The organism is Pontibacter litorisediminis, assembly GCF_029360645.1.
Classification (GTDB): Bacteria; Bacteroidota; Bacteroidia; order Cytophagales; family Hymenobacteraceae; genus Pontibacter; species Pontibacter litorisediminis.
Genome location: NZ_JARDUA010000002.1, coordinates 811,450 through 831,472, shown reverse-complemented (window position 1 = coordinate 831,472; position 20,023 = coordinate 811,450). Strand labels below are relative to the sequence as shown.

Annotated in this window: 19 protein-coding genes; 8 read left to right on the top strand and 11 right to left on the bottom strand. The window is 53.1% G+C overall.

From position 1 onward, the window contains the following. Window positions 1-10: 10 nt before the first annotated feature. Both PXG97_RS09745 and PXG97_RS09740 read left to right on the top strand, forming a co-directional pair. A complete protein-coding gene (locus PXG97_RS09745; RefSeq protein WP_276497565.1) occupies window positions 11-532 on the top strand; it encodes a GNAT family N-acetyltransferase in 522 nt (173 codons plus the stop codon). A 106-nt stretch (window positions 533-638) separates the two neighbouring features. Further along, window positions 639-1,424 (top strand): SDR family NAD(P)-dependent oxidoreductase, encoded by a 786-nt coding sequence (locus tag PXG97_RS09740; RefSeq protein WP_276497564.1) that lies wholly within the window; start codon window positions 639-641, stop codon window positions 1,422-1,424. 81 nt (window positions 1,425-1,505) lie between these two features. Here PXG97_RS09740 and purB read toward each other — a convergent pair whose 3' ends face one another. Then, the gene (purB, locus tag PXG97_RS09735) at window positions 1,506-2,861 is read right to left on the bottom strand and encodes an adenylosuccinate lyase (protein WP_276497563.1); all 1,356 of its coding nucleotides are present in this window, start codon (window positions 2,859-2,861) and stop codon (window positions 1,506-1,508) included. Between the two features lie 361 nt (window positions 2,862-3,222). Here purB and PXG97_RS09730 point away from each other — a divergent pair, with 361 nt between their 5' ends. Both PXG97_RS09730 and PXG97_RS09725 read left to right on the top strand, forming a co-directional pair. After that, the gene (locus tag PXG97_RS09730) at window positions 3,223-5,208 is read left to right on the top strand and encodes a biosynthetic peptidoglycan transglycosylase (protein ID WP_276497562.1); all 1,986 of its coding nucleotides are present in this window, start codon (window positions 3,223-3,225) and stop codon (window positions 5,206-5,208) included. A 93-nt stretch (window positions 5,209-5,301) separates the two neighbouring features. Next, window positions 5,302-6,339 carry a bile acid:sodium symporter family protein gene (locus tag PXG97_RS09725; protein WP_420851762.1) on the top strand — a complete coding sequence of 346 codons (1,038 nt, stop codon included), beginning with the start codon at window positions 5,302-5,304 and terminating at the stop codon, window positions 6,337-6,339. Between the two features lie 905 nt (window positions 6,340-7,244). Here PXG97_RS09725 and PXG97_RS09720 read toward each other — a convergent pair. From PXG97_RS09720 to hemG, 8 genes are all read right to left on the bottom strand, one after another. Beyond that, on the bottom strand, window positions 7,245-7,574 hold the full coding sequence (locus PXG97_RS09720) for a DUF3817 domain-containing protein (protein ID WP_276497561.1): 330 nt from the start codon (window positions 7,572-7,574) through the stop codon (window positions 7,245-7,247). 130 nt (window positions 7,575-7,704) lie between these two features. Further along, entirely contained in the window at window positions 7,705-8,820 is a 1,116-nt protein-coding gene (locus PXG97_RS09715) for a chorismate mutase (RefSeq protein WP_276497560.1), read from the bottom strand. A gap of 2 nt (window positions 8,821-8,822) precedes the next feature. Beyond that, window positions 8,823-10,007, bottom strand: a complete 1,185-nt coding sequence (locus PXG97_RS09710) for a pyridoxal phosphate-dependent aminotransferase (protein WP_338088603.1) — start codon at window positions 10,005-10,007, stop codon at window positions 8,823-8,825. A 2-nt stretch (window positions 10,008-10,009) separates the two neighbouring features. Beyond that, entirely contained in the window at window positions 10,010-10,876 is an 867-nt protein-coding gene (locus PXG97_RS09705; protein ID WP_276497559.1) for a prephenate dehydratase, read from the bottom strand. 226 nt (window positions 10,877-11,102) lie between these two features. Then, a complete protein-coding gene (locus PXG97_RS09700; protein WP_276497558.1) occupies window positions 11,103-12,209 on the bottom strand; it encodes a chorismate mutase in 1,107 nt (368 codons plus the stop codon). 329 nt (window positions 12,210-12,538) lie between these two features. After that, complete coding sequence (locus PXG97_RS09695) at window positions 12,539-13,480, bottom strand: TerC family protein (RefSeq protein WP_276497557.1); 942 nt, start codon at window positions 13,478-13,480, stop codon at window positions 12,539-12,541. 238 nt (window positions 13,481-13,718) lie between these two features. Continuing rightward, window positions 13,719-14,453, bottom strand: a complete 735-nt coding sequence (locus PXG97_RS09690; protein ID WP_276497556.1) for a polyprenol monophosphomannose synthase — start codon at window positions 14,451-14,453, stop codon at window positions 13,719-13,721. Between the two features lie 17 nt (window positions 14,454-14,470). Further along, on the bottom strand, window positions 14,471-15,817 hold the full coding sequence (gene hemG, locus PXG97_RS09685; RefSeq protein WP_276497555.1) for a protoporphyrinogen oxidase: 1,347 nt from the start codon (window positions 15,815-15,817) through the stop codon (window positions 14,471-14,473). A gap of 135 nt (window positions 15,818-15,952) precedes the next feature. Here hemG and PXG97_RS09680 point away from each other — a divergent pair, with 135 nt between their 5' ends. From PXG97_RS09680 to PXG97_RS09665, 4 genes are all read left to right on the top strand, one after another. Continuing rightward, window positions 15,953-16,483 (top strand): D-glycero-alpha-D-manno-heptose-1,7-bisphosphate 7-phosphatase, encoded by a 531-nt coding sequence (locus tag PXG97_RS09680; protein WP_276497554.1) that lies wholly within the window; start codon window positions 15,953-15,955, stop codon window positions 16,481-16,483. 127 nt (window positions 16,484-16,610) lie between these two features. Beyond that, on the top strand, window positions 16,611-17,051 hold the full coding sequence (locus PXG97_RS09675) for a hypothetical protein (RefSeq protein ID WP_276497553.1): 441 nt from the start codon (window positions 16,611-16,613) through the stop codon (window positions 17,049-17,051). Window positions 17,052-17,099: 48 nt separating this feature from the next. Beyond that, window positions 17,100-17,498 (top strand): hypothetical protein, encoded by a 399-nt coding sequence (locus tag PXG97_RS09670; protein WP_276497552.1) that lies wholly within the window; start codon window positions 17,100-17,102, stop codon window positions 17,496-17,498. Window positions 17,499-17,568: 70 nt separating this feature from the next. Beyond that, window positions 17,569-18,231, top strand: a complete 663-nt coding sequence (locus tag PXG97_RS09665) for a hypothetical protein (RefSeq protein ID WP_276497551.1) — start codon at window positions 17,569-17,571, stop codon at window positions 18,229-18,231. A 102-nt stretch (window positions 18,232-18,333) separates the two neighbouring features. Here PXG97_RS09665 and PXG97_RS09660 read toward each other — a convergent pair whose 3' ends face one another. Continuing rightward, on the bottom strand, window positions 18,334-18,501 hold the full coding sequence (locus PXG97_RS09660; protein ID WP_276497550.1) for a hypothetical protein: 168 nt from the start codon (window positions 18,499-18,501) through the stop codon (window positions 18,334-18,336). A gap of 85 nt (window positions 18,502-18,586) precedes the next feature. Further along, entirely contained in the window at window positions 18,587-19,981 is a 1,395-nt protein-coding gene (locus PXG97_RS09655; protein WP_276497549.1) for a type III PLP-dependent enzyme domain-containing protein, read from the bottom strand. Window positions 19,982-20,023 lie beyond the last annotated feature (42 nt).

The window sequence follows — 20,023 nt, the reverse complement described above, 5'->3', positions numbered from 1 at the left end:
TTCAACATTGATGATCAAGGCAGAAAAATACACGGAGCTCAGCGCTTCCACCAAGGGGGTGCTGGAGCAGTATGTAGCGGAGGAGTTCGGGCATGTGGCCTTTGTGCAGGAGCGGCAGTGGGCGCAGCCAGACTGGGTGCTGGTAAAGTATGAGCTGGATGAAATAGCCACGTTTTGCCATGTGGTGCTGCGCGAGGTAAGTATGGACGGGCAAAAGTATAAAGTAGGCGGCATCAACAACGTTATCACGCCCAAAGCCCACCGTGGCAAGGGCTACGCCAGCCAGGTGCTGCGCCAAGCCGCGCCGTTCATCTTCAATGAGTTCGGCTGTGCCTATGGCCTCTTGCTTTGTGCCGACGCGCTGCTGCCCTTTTACAGCCGCCTGGGCTGGTATACGCTGGACGGCTGTACTTTATACTACCACCAGCCTGCCGGGGAGCAGTTATACGATTCCAACACCATGCTGCTGTCGCCGGCCGGGCAGCAGGCTTTTTACCCGCAGCACATACACCTGGACGGGCTGCCCTGGTAGCACCCGCTGCATTCCGTCTGCCACTTATGGTTGTCTGTCTGCCCGCTTTCCATACTTCCCCAGTGGCAGGTTTATTTTGCCGCACACTTAACCACACACCTATACTATGGAAAAAGGAAGTTACATACTGGTGCTGGGCGCCGGAGGCAACATTGGCGGCAAAGTAGCGCAGCAACTGCTCAAACAGGGCGCAAAAGTAGCCGTGGCAGGCCGCAGCCGTGGTCGCCTGAGCCAATTTGAGGAAAGGGCAACCATCCTGGAGGGAGACTTTAACGATGACGCTTTTCTGCAGCAGGCCTTTGGTGGAGCCATCAGCCTGTTCCTGACGGTGCCCGATGAAGCTTTTGCGGATGTCCCGGCCACGGCAAAGCGCCTGGCGCGGCTACTGCACGGCACCCCTGTCACGCACATCGTCAACATCAGCAACAGCATTGTGAAAAAGGCAGGGCAACCTACCCGATTAGTGGCGCTGGAGCAGGAGCTGGACAAGTGCCTGCCGCAGCACATTTTGCACCTGCGCTGCGGTAACTTCTTTGAGAACCTGAACTGGGGGCTACACACGCCTTACGCACCAGACCTGATGCTGCCTTACATCTCCTCTTATGAGGTGGCCTTTGAGGCTGCCAACCACCTGCAACGGCAGGATTTTACCGGAAAACAGGTAAAGGCATTGCTAGGGGAGCGCGAGTACAGTATGGCAGAACTGGCAGCAGCGGCAGGGGTTACCTATCAGCAGCTGCCTTACACTCCGGAGAACATCCACTTCTACAAGCCTTTTAATGAGGGGGACTTTCAGGTGGAGCCACGGGCTGGGAAGTATAAACCAGGAAGAGATGAGCGCTTCACCCTAGCCTATTTTCTGCAGCACGGCCTGCAGCGAAGCGAAGTATAGGGGCAACGTATAACGGCACTTAAAACAGGAGCCCCGGTAGTCTCAACTGCCGGGGCTCCTGTCTGTTAGGGCAATATTCCTTTATGTCAGTTGCTCCACGCCGGTGTAGTTAAACGGAGAGATCTGCTTCAGCTCCGCCTTTACCTCCTCGCTTACCTGCAGCGTGTCGATAAAGGTGTGGATGCGCTCCTCCGTCATCTTCTCGTTTTTACGTGTCAGCTCCTTCAAAGCCTCGTACGGCTGCGGATACCCCTCACGGCGCAGCACCGTCTGGATGCCCTCGGCCACTACGGCCCAGTTATCCTCCAGGTGCGCGTACAGGGCAGCTTCGTTCAGTTCCAGCTTGCCAATGCCTTTCTCCAACGACTTCAAGGCGATAAGGGCGTGCGCCAGCGGCACCCCTACGTTGCGCAGCACGGTAGAGTCGGTCAGGTCGCGCTGCAGGCGGGAGATCGGCAGCTTGGCCGACAAATGCTCCAGCAGGGCGTTGGCAATCCCCAGGTTGCCCTCGGCGTTCTCGAAGTCGATTGGGTTCACCTTATGCGGCATGGCCGAGGAGCCCACCTCACCGGCTTTTATTTTTTGCTTAAAGTAGCCCATGGATACATACTGCCACACATCGCGGGAGAAGTCGAGCAGGATAGTGTTCAGGCGCTTGAGTCCGTCGAAGTAGGCGGCCAGGTTATCGTAGTGCTCTATCTGGGTAGTGTACTGGCTGCGGGTAAGGCCCAGCTGCTCCTGCACAAAACGGTTACCGAACTCAGGCCAGTTTATACTTGGGTAGGCCACGTGGTGGGCGTTAAAGTTACCGGTTGCGCCGCCAAACTTGGCCGAAAACGGCACCTGTGCCAGCAGGTCGAGCTGGCGCTGCAGGCGCTCGGCAAACACCATGATCTCCTTGCCCAAGCGGGTAGGGGAGGCCGGCTGCCCATGCGTGTGCGCCAGCATCGGCACGCTTTTCCACTCCTGTGCCAGCCCCTGCAGGTTCTGCAGTATGGCCTGGTAGGTTGGTAGCAGCACGCGCTCGTGCGCCTCGCGCAGCGACAGCGGAATGGCCGTGTTGTTCACGTCCTGGGAGGTAAGCCCGAAGTGGATGAATTCCTTGTGCTCGCCCAGGTACAGGGCATCAAACTTCTCCTTCAGAAAATATTCAACCGCCTTTACATCATGATTGGTGGTTTTCTCCGTTTCCTTGATGGTCAGGGCGTCCTGCTCTGTAAAGTTCTCGTAAATGGCGCGCAGTTCCGGGAAGATGCTGTGGCTTACCTCCTGCAGCTGTGGCAGCGGCAGCTCACAAAGCGCGATAAAATATTCAACCTCCACCAGCACACGGTAGCGGATCAGGCCAAATTCTGAGAAAAAGGGGGCAAGGTCGCTGGTGTGGCGGCGGTAACGGCCATCCACCGGCGAGATAGCGGTGAGTGTTGTCAGGTTCATGTTTTGGGGATGTGGTTCTCCTGTTCAAAGATACACACGTTTGCCACACGAAGCCAATTCTACGGTGTCCGTTTATAGGATAGGCAGCGTTATACGGCACCGCTGCCTACGGGGAAGGTGCAACTAATTGGCTTTTATATAAGTTAAGGTGCTGTGCATCAGTTTATTTTGGCACTATGCTTGCGGCTGTGGCTGCAGGCGGCATATCCTAACTGGGCCACAGCCGTAATAAGTGGTAAAATAGGTATATAGGTTGATTTGGGGACCGCTATATAAGGATCAGCCTTTATAATTGACCGCCACTTTTTTAGATACAGATCTTATTACTTAATTCGCATCGAATTATACCTTGGACCATCGTTTGAAAAATAAAATTCTGATTTGGGTTGGCGGCGTGCTAGCCTTCTTTGTGCTCCTGTTTGCATTACTTTTTGCCTTCCGTAGCAAATTGCTGAGCTATACCGTAGACCGCATCATCACGAAAGTGGAGAACCGCTACCCGGTAGACCTGAACATTGGGAATGCTGCGTTTGTAGGTTGGAACGCCGTAGTGCTTAACGATATCACACTGGTGCCGAACGGCCGCGACACCCTTTTCACTACAGACAGCGTGCACGCCACTGTTGGCTTTCGCTCGCTTTTTAAGGGGCGCATCGTGTTCCGGCGCCTGGAGGTGAATGACGGCTACCTGACCGCCGTGAAGAAGGGCAACGAGACTAACTTCGATTTCCTGCTGAAAAAGGATGAGGACGCGCCTGCGCAGCCCAAAGACTCTACCGCCGGCCGCAACTACGGCCAGTTGCTTAACCGCCTTATCGAAACAGCCTTTGATAACGTGCCTGACCAGGTGGACTTCAAGAACCTGAATGCCTCCTACGTATCTACCAACCGCACCATTGATGTGAAGATGCCCTACCTGCTGATAGACGATGGCAACATTGAGTCGGATGTGCTGATCAGCATGGATTCTTTGGTAAACAACATGCATGTAAAGGGTACCATAGACCCGCGCAAGTATAACATCACGGCCAGCATTTATGCCAACGACACGGTGGGTATACGCCTGCCTTACGTAAAGCAGCGCTTTGATGCCACCGTGGCCTTTGATACCCTGCACCTTAGCCTTCAGGATAAGGAGTACCGCAAAGACAACCTAACCATGCGCGGCAACGCCATGGTGAATAACCTGGTGGTGAGCCAGCCAAAGATAGCATCGGAAGATGTGCATGTGGCCGAAGGCGAAGTGGACTATGTGGTGACTATTGGACCGAACCTGTACGTGGTGGATAGCCTGACGGAAGTGCGCGTGAACAAGGCCAAGGCCAAGGTGTACGCTTCCTACCAAACCCGCCCTTCCAAAATATATGACCTGAAGGTGAAGTCGGACAAGATACAGGGCAGCGATTTCTTTAACTCCCTGCCGCAGGGCCTCTTCGAGAACCTGGAGGGGATACAGGCCGAGGGATGGCTGCAGTACGACCTCAACTTCCACCTGAACATGGACAGCCTGGAGCAGGTGGTGTTTGACTCGGACCTGGATGCCTCCGAGGACTTTAAGATTGTGCAGTGGGGCAACACGAATTTGCAGAAGATAAACGGTTCGTTCACCCATACCATGTACGAGTATGGCAAACCTATCCGTACGTTTACAGTAGGGCCGGCCAACCCGTTTTATGCTCCTATCAGCCAAATCTCGCCCTATTTGCGCAATGCTATACTTTCTGCCGAGGACGCGGGCTTCTACAGCCATAACGGTTTCCATGAGGAGGCTTTCCGGCAGGCCATTATCAAGAACCTGGAGGAGGGCGAGTTTGCCCGGGGAGGCAGCACTATCTCTATGCAGCTGGTGAAAAACGTGTTCCTGACGCGCCAGAAAACCATTGCCCGTAAGGTGGAGGAAGCCATCATCGTATGGCTGATCGAGAACCTGGACCTGGTGTCGAAGAACCGCATGTTCGAAGTATACCTCAACATTATTGAGTGGGGGCCGGATGTGTACGGTGCCAAGGATGCCTCCCGCTTTTACTTTGGCAAGCAGCCTTCGGAACTGAACCTGGCTGAGGCGATCTTCCTCACCAGCATCATCCCAAGCCCAAAACGCTACCGTGCCTCTTTCGACAGTTCGGGCAACCTGCGCAGCTGGAAGTCTGGCTACTACCGCATGCTGGGGGGCATTATGCGCCGCCGCGGGCTAATCTCGCAGGAAGAGTACGAGAACCTGTACCCGAACGTGCGCCTCTACGGCCGCGCCCGCGACCTAATCGTGACCAACCCCGATACTACCACAGTGGAGGAAGAGGAGACAAATCAATTTGAGCTGGAAAGTATTGATATGCTGGATTTTTAAGCATTATCAAGTATAAACGCAAACAGCCGCGGCAGCTATGGTTGCAGCGGCTGTTTGCGTTTAAAACCTATAGATTGCGTATACTTGCGGATGATGAAGAAAGAAGCAGACCCAACGAAGCAGGAGCCCATTGGCCTGATACCAAGAGCAAGTGCCATGGCCGCGCGCGTGGGCCTGGACTGGTTCCTGCTGGCGCTGATAGGCATGATTGTGCTGGCTTACCTCTGGCCAGAGCTGGGCGTGGACCGGGAGCCGATCTCGCTAAGTGATGTGGCCAACTACGGTGTATCCGTTATCTTTTTCTTCTACGGCTTACGCCTGAGCCCGGAAAAACTGAAGGTGGGGCTGAGCAACTGGAAGCTCCATATGGCAGTGCAGCTAAGTACGTTTGTCCTTTTTCCATTGCTCATACTCCCGCTACATGCCGTGTTTAAGGATACACCGCAGGAGCTGCTCTGGCTGGGGGTGTTTTACCTGGCGGCGCTGCCTTCCACCGTGTCCTCCTCGGTGGTGATGGTCTCCATTGCCGGGGGAAATATTCCAGGCGCGATCTTTAACGCCAGCATCTCCAGCCTGATGGGCATTTTCATCACGCCGCTCTGGATGGGGCTCTTCCTGACCACCAGCACCGGTGAGTTTGATATGGGAAGCGTAATGGGCAAGCTGGTGCTGCAGGTGCTGATGCCGGTGGTGTTCGGGGTGATTCTGCATCGTTACTGGGGAAGCTTTGCCGAACGCAACAAAGGCCGCTTGCGCGTGTTTGACCAGGTCATCATTCTACTCATTGTCTTCACCTCTTTCTCAGAGTCGTTTGCGCGCAAAATGTTCAGTGGCTACAGTGTGGGCGATATTTTGCTGCTCGGCGCTGCCATGATTGGGCTGTTTTTCCTGGTGTACGGCATTATAATAGGCATCACAAAACTTCTGGGCTTTAACCGTGAAAACCAGATCACGGCCGTCTTTTGCGGCTCCAAAAAGTCGCTGGTGCATGGCACAGTCATGTCAAAGGTGCTGTTCCCGGGAGGCACGATGGTGGGAATCATCCTGCTGCCTATCATGATCTACCATGCCCTGCAACTGCTGGCCTCCAGCATTATTGCCCAGGCAGAGGCACGGCGTAAAGAGGTATAGCAGCAGATTCATACCCTTAGCCGTATCGGTTTCTACTGTCTCCTAGCGCTCCGTTCGTTACCATAGATTCTACATTTTGGAAGTTTATGAAGGCCAGTTATCTTACTACCTCTTCTTGCGCCAAGTAGTCCATATACTTCTATTACCCGCTTAGGAGTTGAAAACTCCGAGGCTGTTTCGGGGAATTCTGCGGCACCGGCTCCAACCACCCCTGCCCCTCCTTAGCCAAGGAGGGGAGCCTGTAACTGCTCTGGCTAAAGTATAAGTTTCATAGTTGCTGCCGTTGCGTGGGCAGGTCGCGACCTGTCCACGCAAGTATAAACCCACCCCTTAGCCCCTCCGAGGAGGGGAATTGCTCGTGAACGATTATCATCCCCCTGCCCCCTTCCAAGGGCGACTTTGGGTCAAGTTGCATAAGCGGTGGCTATCGAAAACTGTTCCCAGTCCTTGGGTTGAGCGCCTTCTAGATTTCCGGTTTCGCTTCAGCGAAATTGCGACGTCAGGAGCAAAGGAAATGTAGACAGCGCGATGCCCGAGGACGAGCCCTCTCGGGCTGGAGAGCACCAAAGTGTGAAATGCAACAAATTGGTTGTAAGGCCGTGGATGAACAGGGGTTAGCAAGGATAGCTTATGTCAAGCTACGGGAAGCAGTGGCAATAGAGAAAGCACGAGCTATAAGCTCGCGCTAGCGGGAGGATCAGCAGCAGCTAGAAGTATAGCTTGTATCAAGTTGCAGAATACAGCGACTAAGGAAGTGTAGCTAATGTACAGTTGCAGAAAGCCACTGCCGGGCACAAACGAACGCCTACTCCAGAGAAGCAAGTACTAACAAAGAGTCTGCATAAAAGAAAAAATCCCACCTGCTCTACAAGCAGATGGGACTCACAAGTATAGAAATCGCAGAATTAAGCTACTTGTTTCTGTTTTTGCTCCTGTTGCGCTTTTTGCTCCTCCTCGTGCAGCAGTTTCTTATCGAGTATAAACGGGCCGAAGGGCAGGAGGGAGGCGATAAAGCCAGCCACTACCTTGCGGAGGCCCCAGTTGTGCGCCAGCGTTACCTGCAGCAACGCCAGCATGTACAGCACAAACAGCACACCGTGCGCCCACCCTACATACTTTACAAACAGCGGCATGTCAAACATATACTTCAATGGCATGGCAATGCCTAGCAGTAGCAGGTAAGACAAGCCTTCGTAAATGCCAACAGTGCGGAGGCGCGAGATAGGAGTTTTCATGAGTGTAAATTTCTTGTTAAGTATTGCTGCCTTGCAACAAGGTAAAGGTACAAAACGTGCCCTGTAACGCTTCTAAAATTCGACGGAAGTACGTTCCCGGCAGCTACTCAACTCCAACAGTATAGGTGAACTACGCCTGCCCCACAGGTTTGACTGCAGCCGGTGCCGCAAACACTTCGTTCTGTATGCCCAGCGAGAAACCATGGATCGCATCGAAGATAGCTTTTACAAAATCCTCGTCCAGGCCTATGTCGCCGGCTGTTTTTAGCCTGTTTTCAATGATCTGCTTCCAGCGGCCTGCCTGGTAAATATCCAGGGCATTGGCGCGCTTGTACTCCCCAATGCGCTTCGACACATCAGCCCGCAGGAACAGCACGTTCAGCAACTCATGGTCCAGCTTATCGATAAGGGTGCGCAGGTCTTGTAGCTGCTCCGGCTGTGCCACTTTCTCCGACTCCAGGTCCAACGCGGTCAGCAGCTTATCCAGCCCTGCGGGGGTTACCTGTTGCGAGGCATCGCTCAGGGCCACATCCGGGTTAATGTGCGTCTCGATCATCAGGCCGTCTGCCCCAAGGTGCAGTGCCTGCTGGCTCACGGTCTCCAGCAGATCGCGGCGCCCGGCAATGTGGCTCGGGTCGCAGAGCAGCGGAATGCCAGGGGCAAGGCTGCGGATCTCCTGAATTGTCTGCCATTTGGGATGATTGCGGTAAGGCTTGTTGCTGGGGGTGGAGAAGCCACGGTGGATTAGCGCCAGGTCCGTAATACCCGCACGGTTCAGGCGCTCCAGCGCCCCCAGCCACAGCTGTATGTCGGGGTTAACTGGGTTTTTTACCATCACCGGAATATCCACGCCCTGCAATGCATCCGCCAGTTCCTGCACCGAGAAAGGGTTAACGGTGGTGCGCGCGCCCACCCACAGAATGTCCACGCCGTGCTTCAGCGCTTCCTCCACGTGCTGGGTGTTGGCCACTTCCACAGCAGTTTGCAGCCCTGTCTCCTGCTTCACCGTCTGCAGCCACTCCAACCCCACAGTGCCCACACCCTCGAACATACCCGGGCGGGTGCGCGGCTTCCAGATGCCTGCCCGGAAAATGGATACGCGGTGGTCTTTCTTTAGCTCCCTTGCCGTTTGCAGCATCTGCTCTTCTGACTCGGCGCTGCAGGGGCCGGCAATTACGGTTGGTAGCGGACCTCCGTTCAAGATCTTTGTGGTAGCGGTGGTGTTCAGGTTAGTTGTGGTTGTCATGGTTATAATTGTGTTATGATTTCTACTGATGATTTAACTCTGTTGATGGCTTCTTCAAGCTGGTCGGCCGGGGCGCAAAGCGACACGCGCAGGTAGCGCTCGCCCTGGCTGCCGAAGATTTTTCCGGGCGTCAGGAAAATACCCTGCTCATAGAGCAGTTTGTCGAGGTACGCCTCTACATCTGTTACCTCCTCCGGCACGCGGGCCCACACAAACATGCCTACCTGGTCTGGCTGATAAGTGCAGTCAAGCGCATCGAGGAGAAGGTGCGCCAGCTGTTGCCGGTGGGCGTACGCTGCGTTTCGCTCGGCATGCCAAGTGTGGCTGTTTTGCAGGGCAGAAACAGCTGCTTCCTGCACCGGCAGCAGCTGGCCTGAGTCGAGGTTGCTCTTCACGGCAAGTATGGCAGAGAGGTATTCTTGCCGGCCCAGCACCATGCCTACACGCCAGCCCGCCATGTTATGCGATTTGCTTAGTGAGTTCAGCTCCAGGCAATTGTCTTTAGCGCCTGCTATACTTAAGAGGCTGAGTGGCTGCTGCTGGTGCAGCACCAGGCTATAGGGGTTGTCGTTGATGAGCAGCAGGCCGTGCCTTTGGGTGAACTCCACCAGCCACGCCAGGGTTTGAGCGGCGGTAGCCGTGCCTGTGGGCATGTGCGGGTAGTTAATCCACATGATCTTGCAACCGCCCTGCGCCACCAGTTGCTCCAGTTCCTCCCGCTGCGGTAGCCAGCCGGTCGCCTCGTTCAGCGTGTAGCTTACTACCTCAGCGCCAGCCAGGCGTGCCGCCGCTGCGTAGGCAGGGTAGCCGGGGTTGGGCACCAGCACCTTATCGCCGGGGTTCAGAAAGGCCATGGATGCATGGAAGATGCCTTCTTTAGAGCCTGCCAGCGGAAGTATTTCCTGCTCCTGCAGTGCCACCTGGTACAACTGTGCATACCATTGCTGCATGGCCTGCCGTAGCCTGGCTGTGCCGTTGTAAGGTTGGTAGCCGTGGCTTTCGGCCTGTTGTGCCGATGCTGTAAGCGCCGCTACGGTAGCTGAAGAAGGAGCCATATCGGGGCTGCCGATGCCAAGGTTAATGACATGCCTGCCTTGCGCCTGCAGTGCCCGCACCTCTGCCAGCTTGCGCGAGAAGTAGTATTCCTGCACGTGCTGTAGCCTGTCTGCCTTAGGTATGATCATCATCTTTATAATATGGCTGCTGTTTCTTTTTCTGTGGGGGCTGTGGCTGGGCGTGCTGCTTTTTGGAGCAAGCCCAGCACCTGTAGCTCTTCCACCAGCGGCTTTACCTGTGCAATTGCTTCCTGTAGTGGCTCTATATGTGCTGCCTCCAACTCTGCTACCAGTTGCCCCCGTGCGTCGTGCGCTGGTAACGTTTGCAGCAGTGTCAGTTCTACCTGATACTTCTGCAGCAGGCTCAGGAGCAGCGTGAGAGTAGAAGTATGGAGTGGCTTCCGGAAGGTAAGTATGGCTTTGTCGGCAGCGGCTGGCACAGCAGGCTGTTCCCGCTGTAGCAGCAGGAAGCGGGTATGGTTGTGGGCAGTGTCGGCGATGTTCTCTGCCAGTACCTCCATTCCATACAGTGCTGCTGCTGCCTTACCCGCAATCGCAGCAGTTACCGGTAGTTGCTGCTCCCGTATTATTCTGGCGCTGTCCGCAGTGTCATGGGTTTCCTGGGGTTTCAGGTAATGGTGCTGTTGCAGAAATCCGCCGCACTGCGCCAGCGCCACCGGGTGCGACAGTACGGTGCGTATGTCGCTTATACTTTGCCCGGGCAACGCCATCAGGTTCTGCTCTATAGGCAGCCACAGCTCTGCCGCAACGTGCAAACGGTGCTCCTGCAGTAGCGCGTAGTTTGGCAGCAGGCTGCCGGCCAGGGTGTTTTCAATGGCCATCACGGCGGCATGAACCTGCGCCTGCTCCAGTTCCGAGCAAAGGCTGCGGAAGGTGTTGCAGGGCACCGTCTCCGTGGGTGTGGCGCAAAGCAGTTGCCTGGCAGCTGCATCATGGAAGGAGGCCGGGCCGCCCTGGATCGCTATTCTTGTCTTGTTCATGTTTTATGGTGAGGGGGTAAAAAGAAAAAGCCCCGCTTGTGGCGGGGCTTCTCTGGTTTATACTTTAGTTTTACGCAAACACAATAGCATTACCTGTGGAGCCCCGGCGGAGTACCAAAAAAGTAATAGCTAAAATAAAAAGTGTTGTGCGACATCTGTGTTTACAATTCTATCTGCTGCTAAAGCTAGTGTGCTAACGTTAGAAATCCAAAATAAATATTATTTTTTAGGCCACGGCCGTGGAGCCCACACCGCTTTGCGGGCTTTGGCGATGCTGCTGCAGCGCCTCCATCAGCGACTTTACAAACTGGCTGTCCATCTCGGTATAGTCGTCGCGCTGCAGCCAGGCGTCGAGCTCCTGCTGCCAGCGGCTTACCTGCAGGCTCTCCTGCACATCGCCCATCTGGTGCAGGCTTATCTTCTGCGACACCTCGCGCCGACGCAGCAATAGCTCCATCAAAGCTTTGTCCATGCTGTCCATTTGCTGGCTCAGGTCATCAAGCTGTTCCACCAGGTGGTTGGTGCCCTCCAATTTCACCTTTGTCTCGATCGCGTTGATGAGCAGGTCCAGTTCCTGCGGCATCAGCTGCTGCTGTGGGCTGCTAAGGGCCGCAGCCGGATTTGCGTGCGACTCGAACAGCAGGCCATCGGCCCCCAGGTCTACCGCCTTCTGGCTAACCGGGTACAGCAGGCTGCGGCGGCCGGCAATGTGGGCGGCGTCGCAAAGTATAGGCAGCTCCGGGTGCATGTCCTTCAGCTGCAGCATGTGGTCCCAGCGCGGGTGGTTGCGGTACGGGTACTGCTCGTCGGCGGCAAAGCCACGGTTTATCAGGCCCAGGTCCGTGATGTCGGCCTGGTTGAGGCGCTCCAGCGCCCCCAGCCAAAGGCCCAGGTCCGGGTATACCGGGTTGTTCACCAGCACAGGCATGTTGGTTCCTCTCAGGGCAGCGGCTATCTCCTCCATGGCGAAAGGGTTTACCGTAGCGCGTCCGCTGATGCTCAGGATGTCTATGCCATACTTCATGGCCTCCTCGGCATGCTGTGCATTGGCCACTTCGCAGGCGGTGCGCAGGCCGGTTTCTTTTTTCACCATTTCGAGCCACTGTAGCCCCACCGTACCGACACCCTTGAAGGAATTAGGGCGTGTGCGCGATTTCCAGATACCAGCGCGCAGCACGTTAATGCCCTTAATGGACTTAAGCAGCTGGGCTGTTTTCAACATCTGTTCTTCGCTCTCGGCACTGCATGGTCCCGCAATTAGCACCAGGCTGCCGTCTGCGTGTCGGAAGCTGCTTTTTTGTGCTACATTGATCGGTGTTCTACTTGCTCTCATGGTTTTGGCATGTTAAATAATTTTGGTTTTGATTTTGGTTGATATAAGTTTGAGATACGGTTAAAACAAAAAAGCCCCGCTTGTGGCGGGGCTCCCTTGGTGGTTTATATCTACAGCTCTTTTGCAGCGCACAAATACATTACCTCGGAAGCCCCGTATGAGGCACCTTAAAGGAATTCGTATAAATGCAGGCTAGTTGCTGAAGCATGTCTTTGTCTATATTTACAGCAAGTATAAAGTATTTGTGGCCAACAAAGCAAATGTTTGCTTAAAAATATTTTTGTTCCAGCAAAGCTGATTACCTGTTTTCAGGCCTGCTAGTCAGGGAGTTACTCCTTAACTGGCGGCTCTGGCAGGTCGCTCTCTTTCTTGGGGAACAGCAGCGAGGCGATAATGGAAATGGCTAGGATAGCCCCGACAGCGATCAGAGCGTAGCGCATGTCGATGTGGTAAAGGTCGCTGAGAAGCAGCTTGACCCCGATAAAGGCCAGGATGAGCGACAAGCCGTAGTGCAGGTAGTGGAATAGCTGCATGATACCCGCCAGGGCAAAGTATAAAGCACGCAAACCCAGCAAGGCAAACACATTAGAGGTATACACAATAAACGGATCCTTGGAGATGGCCAAAATGGCCGGGATAGAGTCGGCGGCGAAAACAACATCCGTGCTCTCGATCATGATGAGCACCAGGAACAGCGGAGTGGCGTACCACTTGCCATCTACCTTGGTGAAGAATTTGCCCCCTACGGCCATCTTTGTGATGCGCAGGTGTTTGCTGGCCCACTTCACCAACGGGTTATTCTGCGGGTCCACGTCATTATCTTTGGTAAAGGCCATTTTGATGCCTGTATACACCAGGAAGGCACCGAGGATGTAGATAAGGAAGTGGAACTTAGCGATGAGCGCCACCCCCACAAGTATAAAAATGGCCCGCAGCACCAAAGCCCCAAACACGCCCCAGAACAACAGGTTGTGCTGATATTTGAGGGGCACTTTAAAGTAGTTGAAGATCAGGATGAAGACAAAGAGGTTGTCCACGCTCAGCGACTTCTCGATCAGGTAACCCGTCAGGAACTCCATGGCCGGCTGCTGGCCTTTCCAGAAGTAGATGAGCACATTGAAACCAAGGGCCAGCAGGATCCAGAACAGGCTGGTAAGCAGGGCCTCCTTTATTTTTACCTCATGCTCTTTGCGGTGGAACACGAACAGGTCCAGAACGAGCAGCACAATAACAAAGGCGTTGAATATAATCCAGAAATAAATGCTATCCATAGAGGTAAGGATGTTGTGCTAGGCTATAAAATACCAAATATAGTCAAGGGAAAGCAGACTTGCTTTATTAGTGTTTGGGGGAGCGGCAGTATATGCGCCTCTTGGGCAGTAGCTTATACTTTAGGCTGCGGCCCTGCGTGCCAAAGCATGAGGCCGAGGCGCTACAGAAGCTTGCCTCACCAGAGACATTTGTAGGTTTGTGCTTTTGGGTAGCTCAAGCTGGGTTTGAGCGTCGAGCTTAGTAGCGGTCGAAGTGGTGGAAATAGCTACTTACCTTCATCTTGATCACCCCTAGCACGGCCTCCTTAAAAATGCCCGACGACATTTTGGAGACACCCTTGGTGCGGTCGGTGAAGATGATGGGCACCTCTTTTATCTTGAAGCCATACTTGTAAGAGAGAAATTTCATCTCGATCTGGAAAGCATAGCCCACAAAGCGGATCTCGTCGAGGGGAATGGTTTGGAGAACCTTGCGGCGGTAGCACTTAAAGCCGGCTGTGGTATCGTGAATGGGCATACCGGTTACCAGGCGCACGTACCAGCTGGCAAACCATGACATCAGCACCCGGTTCATGGGCCAGTTAACCACGTTTACGCCCTGCACGTAGCGGCTGCCGATGGCTACATCGTAGCCGTTGTTGGCGCAGGCATCGTAGAGGCGCAGCAGGTCCTCAGGGTTGTGCGAGAAGTCGCAGTCCATCTCAAAGATAAACTCGTAGCCGTGGCGCAGGGCATACTTAAAGCCGTGGATATAGGCCGTGCCGAGGCCAAGCTTGCCCTGGCGGGTTTCAAGGTGCAGGCGGCCGGGGAACTCGAGTTGCAGGTGGCGCACAATGTCGGCAGTGCCGTCCGGGGAACCGTCGTCGATGATCAACAGCTCAAACGGGTGAGGCAAGGACATGACCTTGCGCACCATCGCCTCTACATTCTCCCTTTCATTGTAAGTTGGGATGATCACCAACGCGTCCTTCATGCCACAAATATAGCTAATCAGCTATTGTGGGCATGACGCAGAATCGAATTAATTTTACCAGATAACTCCTTGGCGGCCCGGACGCAGTTAGGGACAGAAATACCGGAGTGCCAGTTGGCGGCAATAAACATGCCCTCAGCCTCCAGTGCCTGGGCCATCTCGTGGGCATCCTCTATGTGTATGTCGTACTGCGGCACCGACTGCTGCCAGAGGTGCGCGTACTGGAAGTTAGGCTTATCGGCCGAAATCCCGTGCAGCTCCCTCAACTCCTGGTGTACCTGCTGCAGTAGCCCTTCTTGGTCGGTTAAGGCGTGCTGCTCCGACTGTGCCCCGCCCACAAACGTGGTGAAAAGCACCTCATGCGGCCGGCAGCGGCCACTGAACACGGAGCTGCTCCAGATAGAACGAACCGAAAAGGCATCCTCGGCCTTGGGATGCATGGCTCCAAAACCTTCTAATGGGTTGCTCACCTCGCGGCGGTTGTAAGCCGTATGCACCACCGCCAGGGGCGGGTAATGGACGTTTTGCAGGGCGGCGGCCATGCCCGGAAAAGTATAGTGCAGAAGGTCGGCAGCCTTGGGGGCAGGCAGTGCCAACACCAGCAGGTCGTACTCCTCGGCGTCGGTTTCGGTAGGGGTGGCGCAGCTCACAATATATTTACCCTCGCAGCGGGTAACCATTACCACACGGTGCTCGGGGTGCAGCGATATGAGCTTATCCGCAATGGCTTGCGGCAGGGTTTCCATACCCTCCACAAACGAGAACGACTGTAGCCGCTCGGCTAACTGGCGGCGTTGGGAAAGTCCTTTCAGAACCGACCCGTGCTCCAGCTCCATGTCCTTTAGTTGGGGCAACGCTTTGCGGACCAGCAGCTTACGCGCGTCTCCGGCGTAGATGCCGGAAATAAGCGGGTTTACGGCATACTCCAGCACACCGGGGCCAAAGCGCCGCTCAAAGAACTCCGCCACAGTTTCATAGGCATGGCCGGCAGGCGGCACGCTCCTTTCCTGCAGAATGCGGTAGCGGGTTTTCCAGGAGAAATACGCATCAGACAATAGCGAGAAGGGCGTGAGGGGCAGCTGCCGGTAAGTGCCATCGCGCAGCACGTACTGCTGGTGGCTGCAGGCGGCGGCCGGCAACACCTCCTGTTCCAGCTTCAGCTCGCGAACCAGGTCGCTGATCTCCGGCGAAAATTGGATTGAATTCGGCCCCAGCTCCAGCAGGTAGTCACCGGTTTTGACTGTGCGGATATTGCCGCCCACTTGGCTGCTTGCCTCAAACAGGTCGTAGGGGATACCCAGCTTTTGCAGGTAATAGGCCAGCGCCAATCCCGAAATTCCCGCTCCAATAATCGCTACTCTCATCTCTGCTGCTGTTCCTGTTGGTGTTATACTTTAAGGCACTTTTTCCGCCGGTTGCCAGGCTAGTACCGGGCTCACCCATATTAGCTTAAACGTTTATTTGCGTAATTTAGCGCTTCACCCACAGAACTGTACCACATGCAAAAGCAAAAGTGCGTTTTCCTGGACCGCGATGGTGTGCTGAACCGTGAGCGGGGCGACTATACGTATGCGCTGGAAGATTTTGAGGTGCTGCCCGGTGTGCCAGAGGCGCTTAGGTTGTTGAAGAAGAACGGCTATCTGCTAATCGTGGTTACAAACCAGGGGGGCGTGGCCAAAGGATTGTACAAAAAAGAGGATGTGCTGGCATGCCACCAGAAGCTGCAGGGCTCCTGCGAGTCCCTGATTGATGCGCACTACATGGCGCCCGGGCACCCCAGCTACTCCGCATCCCTCTCCCGTAAGCCTGACAGCCTGATGTTGGAAAAGGCCATTGCCAAGTATAACATAGATCCTGACCAAAGCTGGCTCGTGGGCGACTCCATCCGCGACTTAGAGGCTGCCGAGAAAGTAGGGGTACGGGGTATACTGGTAGGCGATAAGTATAAGTCCGGCGCGCATGTTTGGCAGCTACGTGATCTGTGGGAGGCGGCGCAGTTTATTGTAGAAAGCAAGGCTGGGGAAGTATAGGGAATGTGTGCTATTTTGGGTATGCCTAGGAGGCAGGGAAGGTTTGAAAGCAGGAAAGACAGTCCCTCATATAGAGCAGATAAGCGTATGTTTACGTTTATCTGGTAGTTGTAGCACATTCTAATTAATGATGAAGAAATACTTAAAGCTTTGTATAGCGGTAGGTTTCATAGGGGTAATCTTAGCCTTATTAATGTATCCGATAGTTCTCTTGCAATCTCTGAAGAAAAACCAATCTGTAATCTATCAGGGAGAAATTAAAGTATCGGGTACAGCGCTTAAAAAAGGTAATTACGTTTTTATCGGTAAGGATAAAAGAACTGCAGAGTTGATTCGTGATTATTACTTGAGTGATTCTGATACTTTAGGTTTTGATTTAGAAAAAGTAAGATTGGTTGATTTAGGTTCAAAATTTCGAGTGTTTGAAATAGTAAGTCCAGATTCATCAATTCTTTTCATTGAAACAGAAGCAAGAACAGTGAAGGGTTCTCATGAAACTGTAACAGGATTTATACCTTTGGAACTGACTGTAAAAGGAAAAAATAACGAGCTACAACAAAACCTATAAGGTAGCTATGCCACCTCATAGCCAAGTACGTTGTCCCCAGTTAAAATTATGAAAGTAGAAGTTCTTCAAATAGATTGGTTTTTAGGAAAGGAACCTGCTGAAGGTACAGTTACGGTAAAAGCAAAAGACGGCTGCCCTATATCTGCCTTTACTTATGGAGAAGAGTTTATTAAGGGAGAAGTCATTAACGTTGAGTTTGATTCGATTAATGAAGACCTTGATTGGAATATACTTTTTGGTGAGAATAAGAACGAAGAAAAAAAGCTAGTAAAATCCACAAATGATTGGGAATACGAAGGGTATGGACAAATAAAATCTATTGAGCCTGTAGTTATTGACTTTGGAGATATAGAATTGGAAACAGGCAATTGGACATCTGATAAAAAAGTGGTTGGCGAGTTTATCTACTGGAAAATCAACAGGCTTGATATAATTAAAATAGAATAACTAGGTACAACCACACCCATAAGCCTGCTACGCCGCCTTATGGCCAAATCCGTTGCACAAAATCCTATGTATGAACAAACCTGTACTTACGTTGCTTCTCCTTTGCCTTAGAGTGTGCCTCCCCGGCCATGCACAGGTTACCCACCCTGAACAGTACAAAAGCCTCGAAATACTTGCAGAAGCAACAGGCGACCTCGATAAAGATGGTATCCCCGAAAAAGTAGTAGTTTATAATACTAGCCGAAAAACCGGAGAAGGCAACATTCGGCAACTACACATCTATAAGCGAAAAGGCAAGGAGTGGCAAGTATGGCAAACGTCTGAGAATGCTGTGCTCAGGAGCGAAGAAGGCGACATGATGGGCGACCCGTTTGAGGGCATTGCGATAGAAAGTGGTATTTTAAAAATCCACCATTTCGGGGGCAGTAGCTGGAAATGGCGCGAGACCCACAAGTATAGATTTCAAAACGGAGATTTTTTCCTTATCGGCAGAACCAGCGTCTACGGCAAACCCTGTGAGTACTTCACCAAATCAGACTTTAACCTATCTACGGGTAGGGTAAGCTATGAGAAGCAGTATGAGGAGTGCGATGGGGATGGAGAGCAGGTGTCATCCAACGTAGAGAAAGAGGCGTTTACGCATAAACTGGCCAAATTGCCAACACTTGGTAACGTTACCTTCGGGAAGCATAAGCTTGTTTCGCCACAGCTGAAGGCGGAAATATACTACTAGCGTAAGTAAAGTATAACTCGTGCCGCTTCCCTAAAACAAAAAAACCGGCCCAAGAGCCGGTTTTATATGTATGGTTCAGTAGTTTTTCGCAAGTAGGGGGAGTTAGATGCTGGCTTGCTCTGTAGCCAACTCCTCAGCCGAGGCGGTTACAGCTGCCTTTTCCTGCGCCGGTGTTTCAACGCTGGCGTAGTTGTAAGCCGGGCAATACGTTTTGCAAGAGGCCATGCCCATTGCCAGGCACAAGCTACCTAATAGAATAACTTTCTTCATGATATAGTATTTGAAGGGTTTCACACCAAAAATAGTATAAATACTTTAAAAGCAAAAAAAGTGTTTCAAAAATATAGGCAGTGGCCTATACTTCATAACCCAAAATTCGCATCATCGATTCGCTCGACTGCTCCGGCGCAAATTGCCAGTGCTTCAAGTTTCCATTCTCGTCTCTGTCGATCAGAATGTGCTGTGGTGCAGGAATCAGGCAGTGTTTGATGCCGCCGTAGCCACTCAGTTGCTCCTGGTACGCTCCCGTATGGAAAAAGCCGATGTACAGCGGCTCGCCCTTCGGAATCTTCGGCAGGAACACCTGGAAAGAGTGCATTTCGGAATTGTAATAATCCTGGCTGTCGCAGGTCATGCCGCCTAGTTGTACCTTACGGTATTCCTTGTTCCAATGATTCACGGCCAGGAGCGGCCAGCGCTGGTTCAGGGCCCAGGCATCCGGCAGGTTGGTGATAAACGAACCGTCGATCATGTACCACAGCTCCTTGTCGTTCTGCAGTTTCTCGTCCAGGATGGAGTAGATGTTAGCCGCGCTCTCACCCACGGTAAAGATGCCGAACTCCGTGAAGATATTTGGCTCCGGCACGCCCTCCTCGTTGCAAATACGCTTGATGGTGCGCAGGATCTCCTCCGTCATGTAGCGGTAATCATAATCCGCCTGGATAGAGGTCTTGATCGGGAAGCCGCCGCCGATGTCGATCGTGTCCAGCTCAGGGCATACTTTCTTCACCTCGGCATACTTATGCACAAAGCGGCTCAGTTCCGACCAGTAGTAGGAAGTGTCCTTTATACCGGTGTTGATAAAGTAATGCAGCATTTTCAGCTCAAACCGCTCATCCGGCTTTATCTGCTGCTCATACAGGTCGATCACGTCGTTATAGCGCACACCCAGGCGCGACGTGTAAAACTCGAACTTCGGTTCCTCGTCGGAGGCCAGGCGGATGCCAACTTTGGCCTTTACCTTAACGTGCTCCTTGTAGTAGTCGATTTCGCCCAGGTGGTCGAGTATCGGCATGCAGTTCACGAAGCCATCGTTTATAAGCCCGGATATGTGGTGACGGTAGCGCTCGCGCTTAAAGCCGTTGCAGATAATGTAGGTGTTCTTATCGATTTTGCCTTTCTTGTACAGCGCCTTTACGATCTCCATGTCGTAGCCGGAGGAGGTCTCGATGTGCACGCCGTTCTTCAGGGCCTCCTCCATTACAAAGGAGAAGTGAGAGGCCTTGGTGCAGTAGCAGTACGTATAAGTGCCCTTGTAATCGAGCTTTTGCATGCTTTCGTTAAACATGCGCTTGGCCTTCTGTATCTGCGAGCCGATCTTTGGCAGGTAAGTCAGTTTAAGGGGGGTGCCGTACTGCTTAATAATGTCCATCAGGGGGATACCGTTAAACAGCAACTCATTATCTTCTACCGTAAACTCTTCAGTAGGGAAATCAAAAGTTTGGTGGATCAGATCCGTATATTTATCCATTCTGTTGGTTAGGGGAAATTAAGAAAACATGCAATATTGATC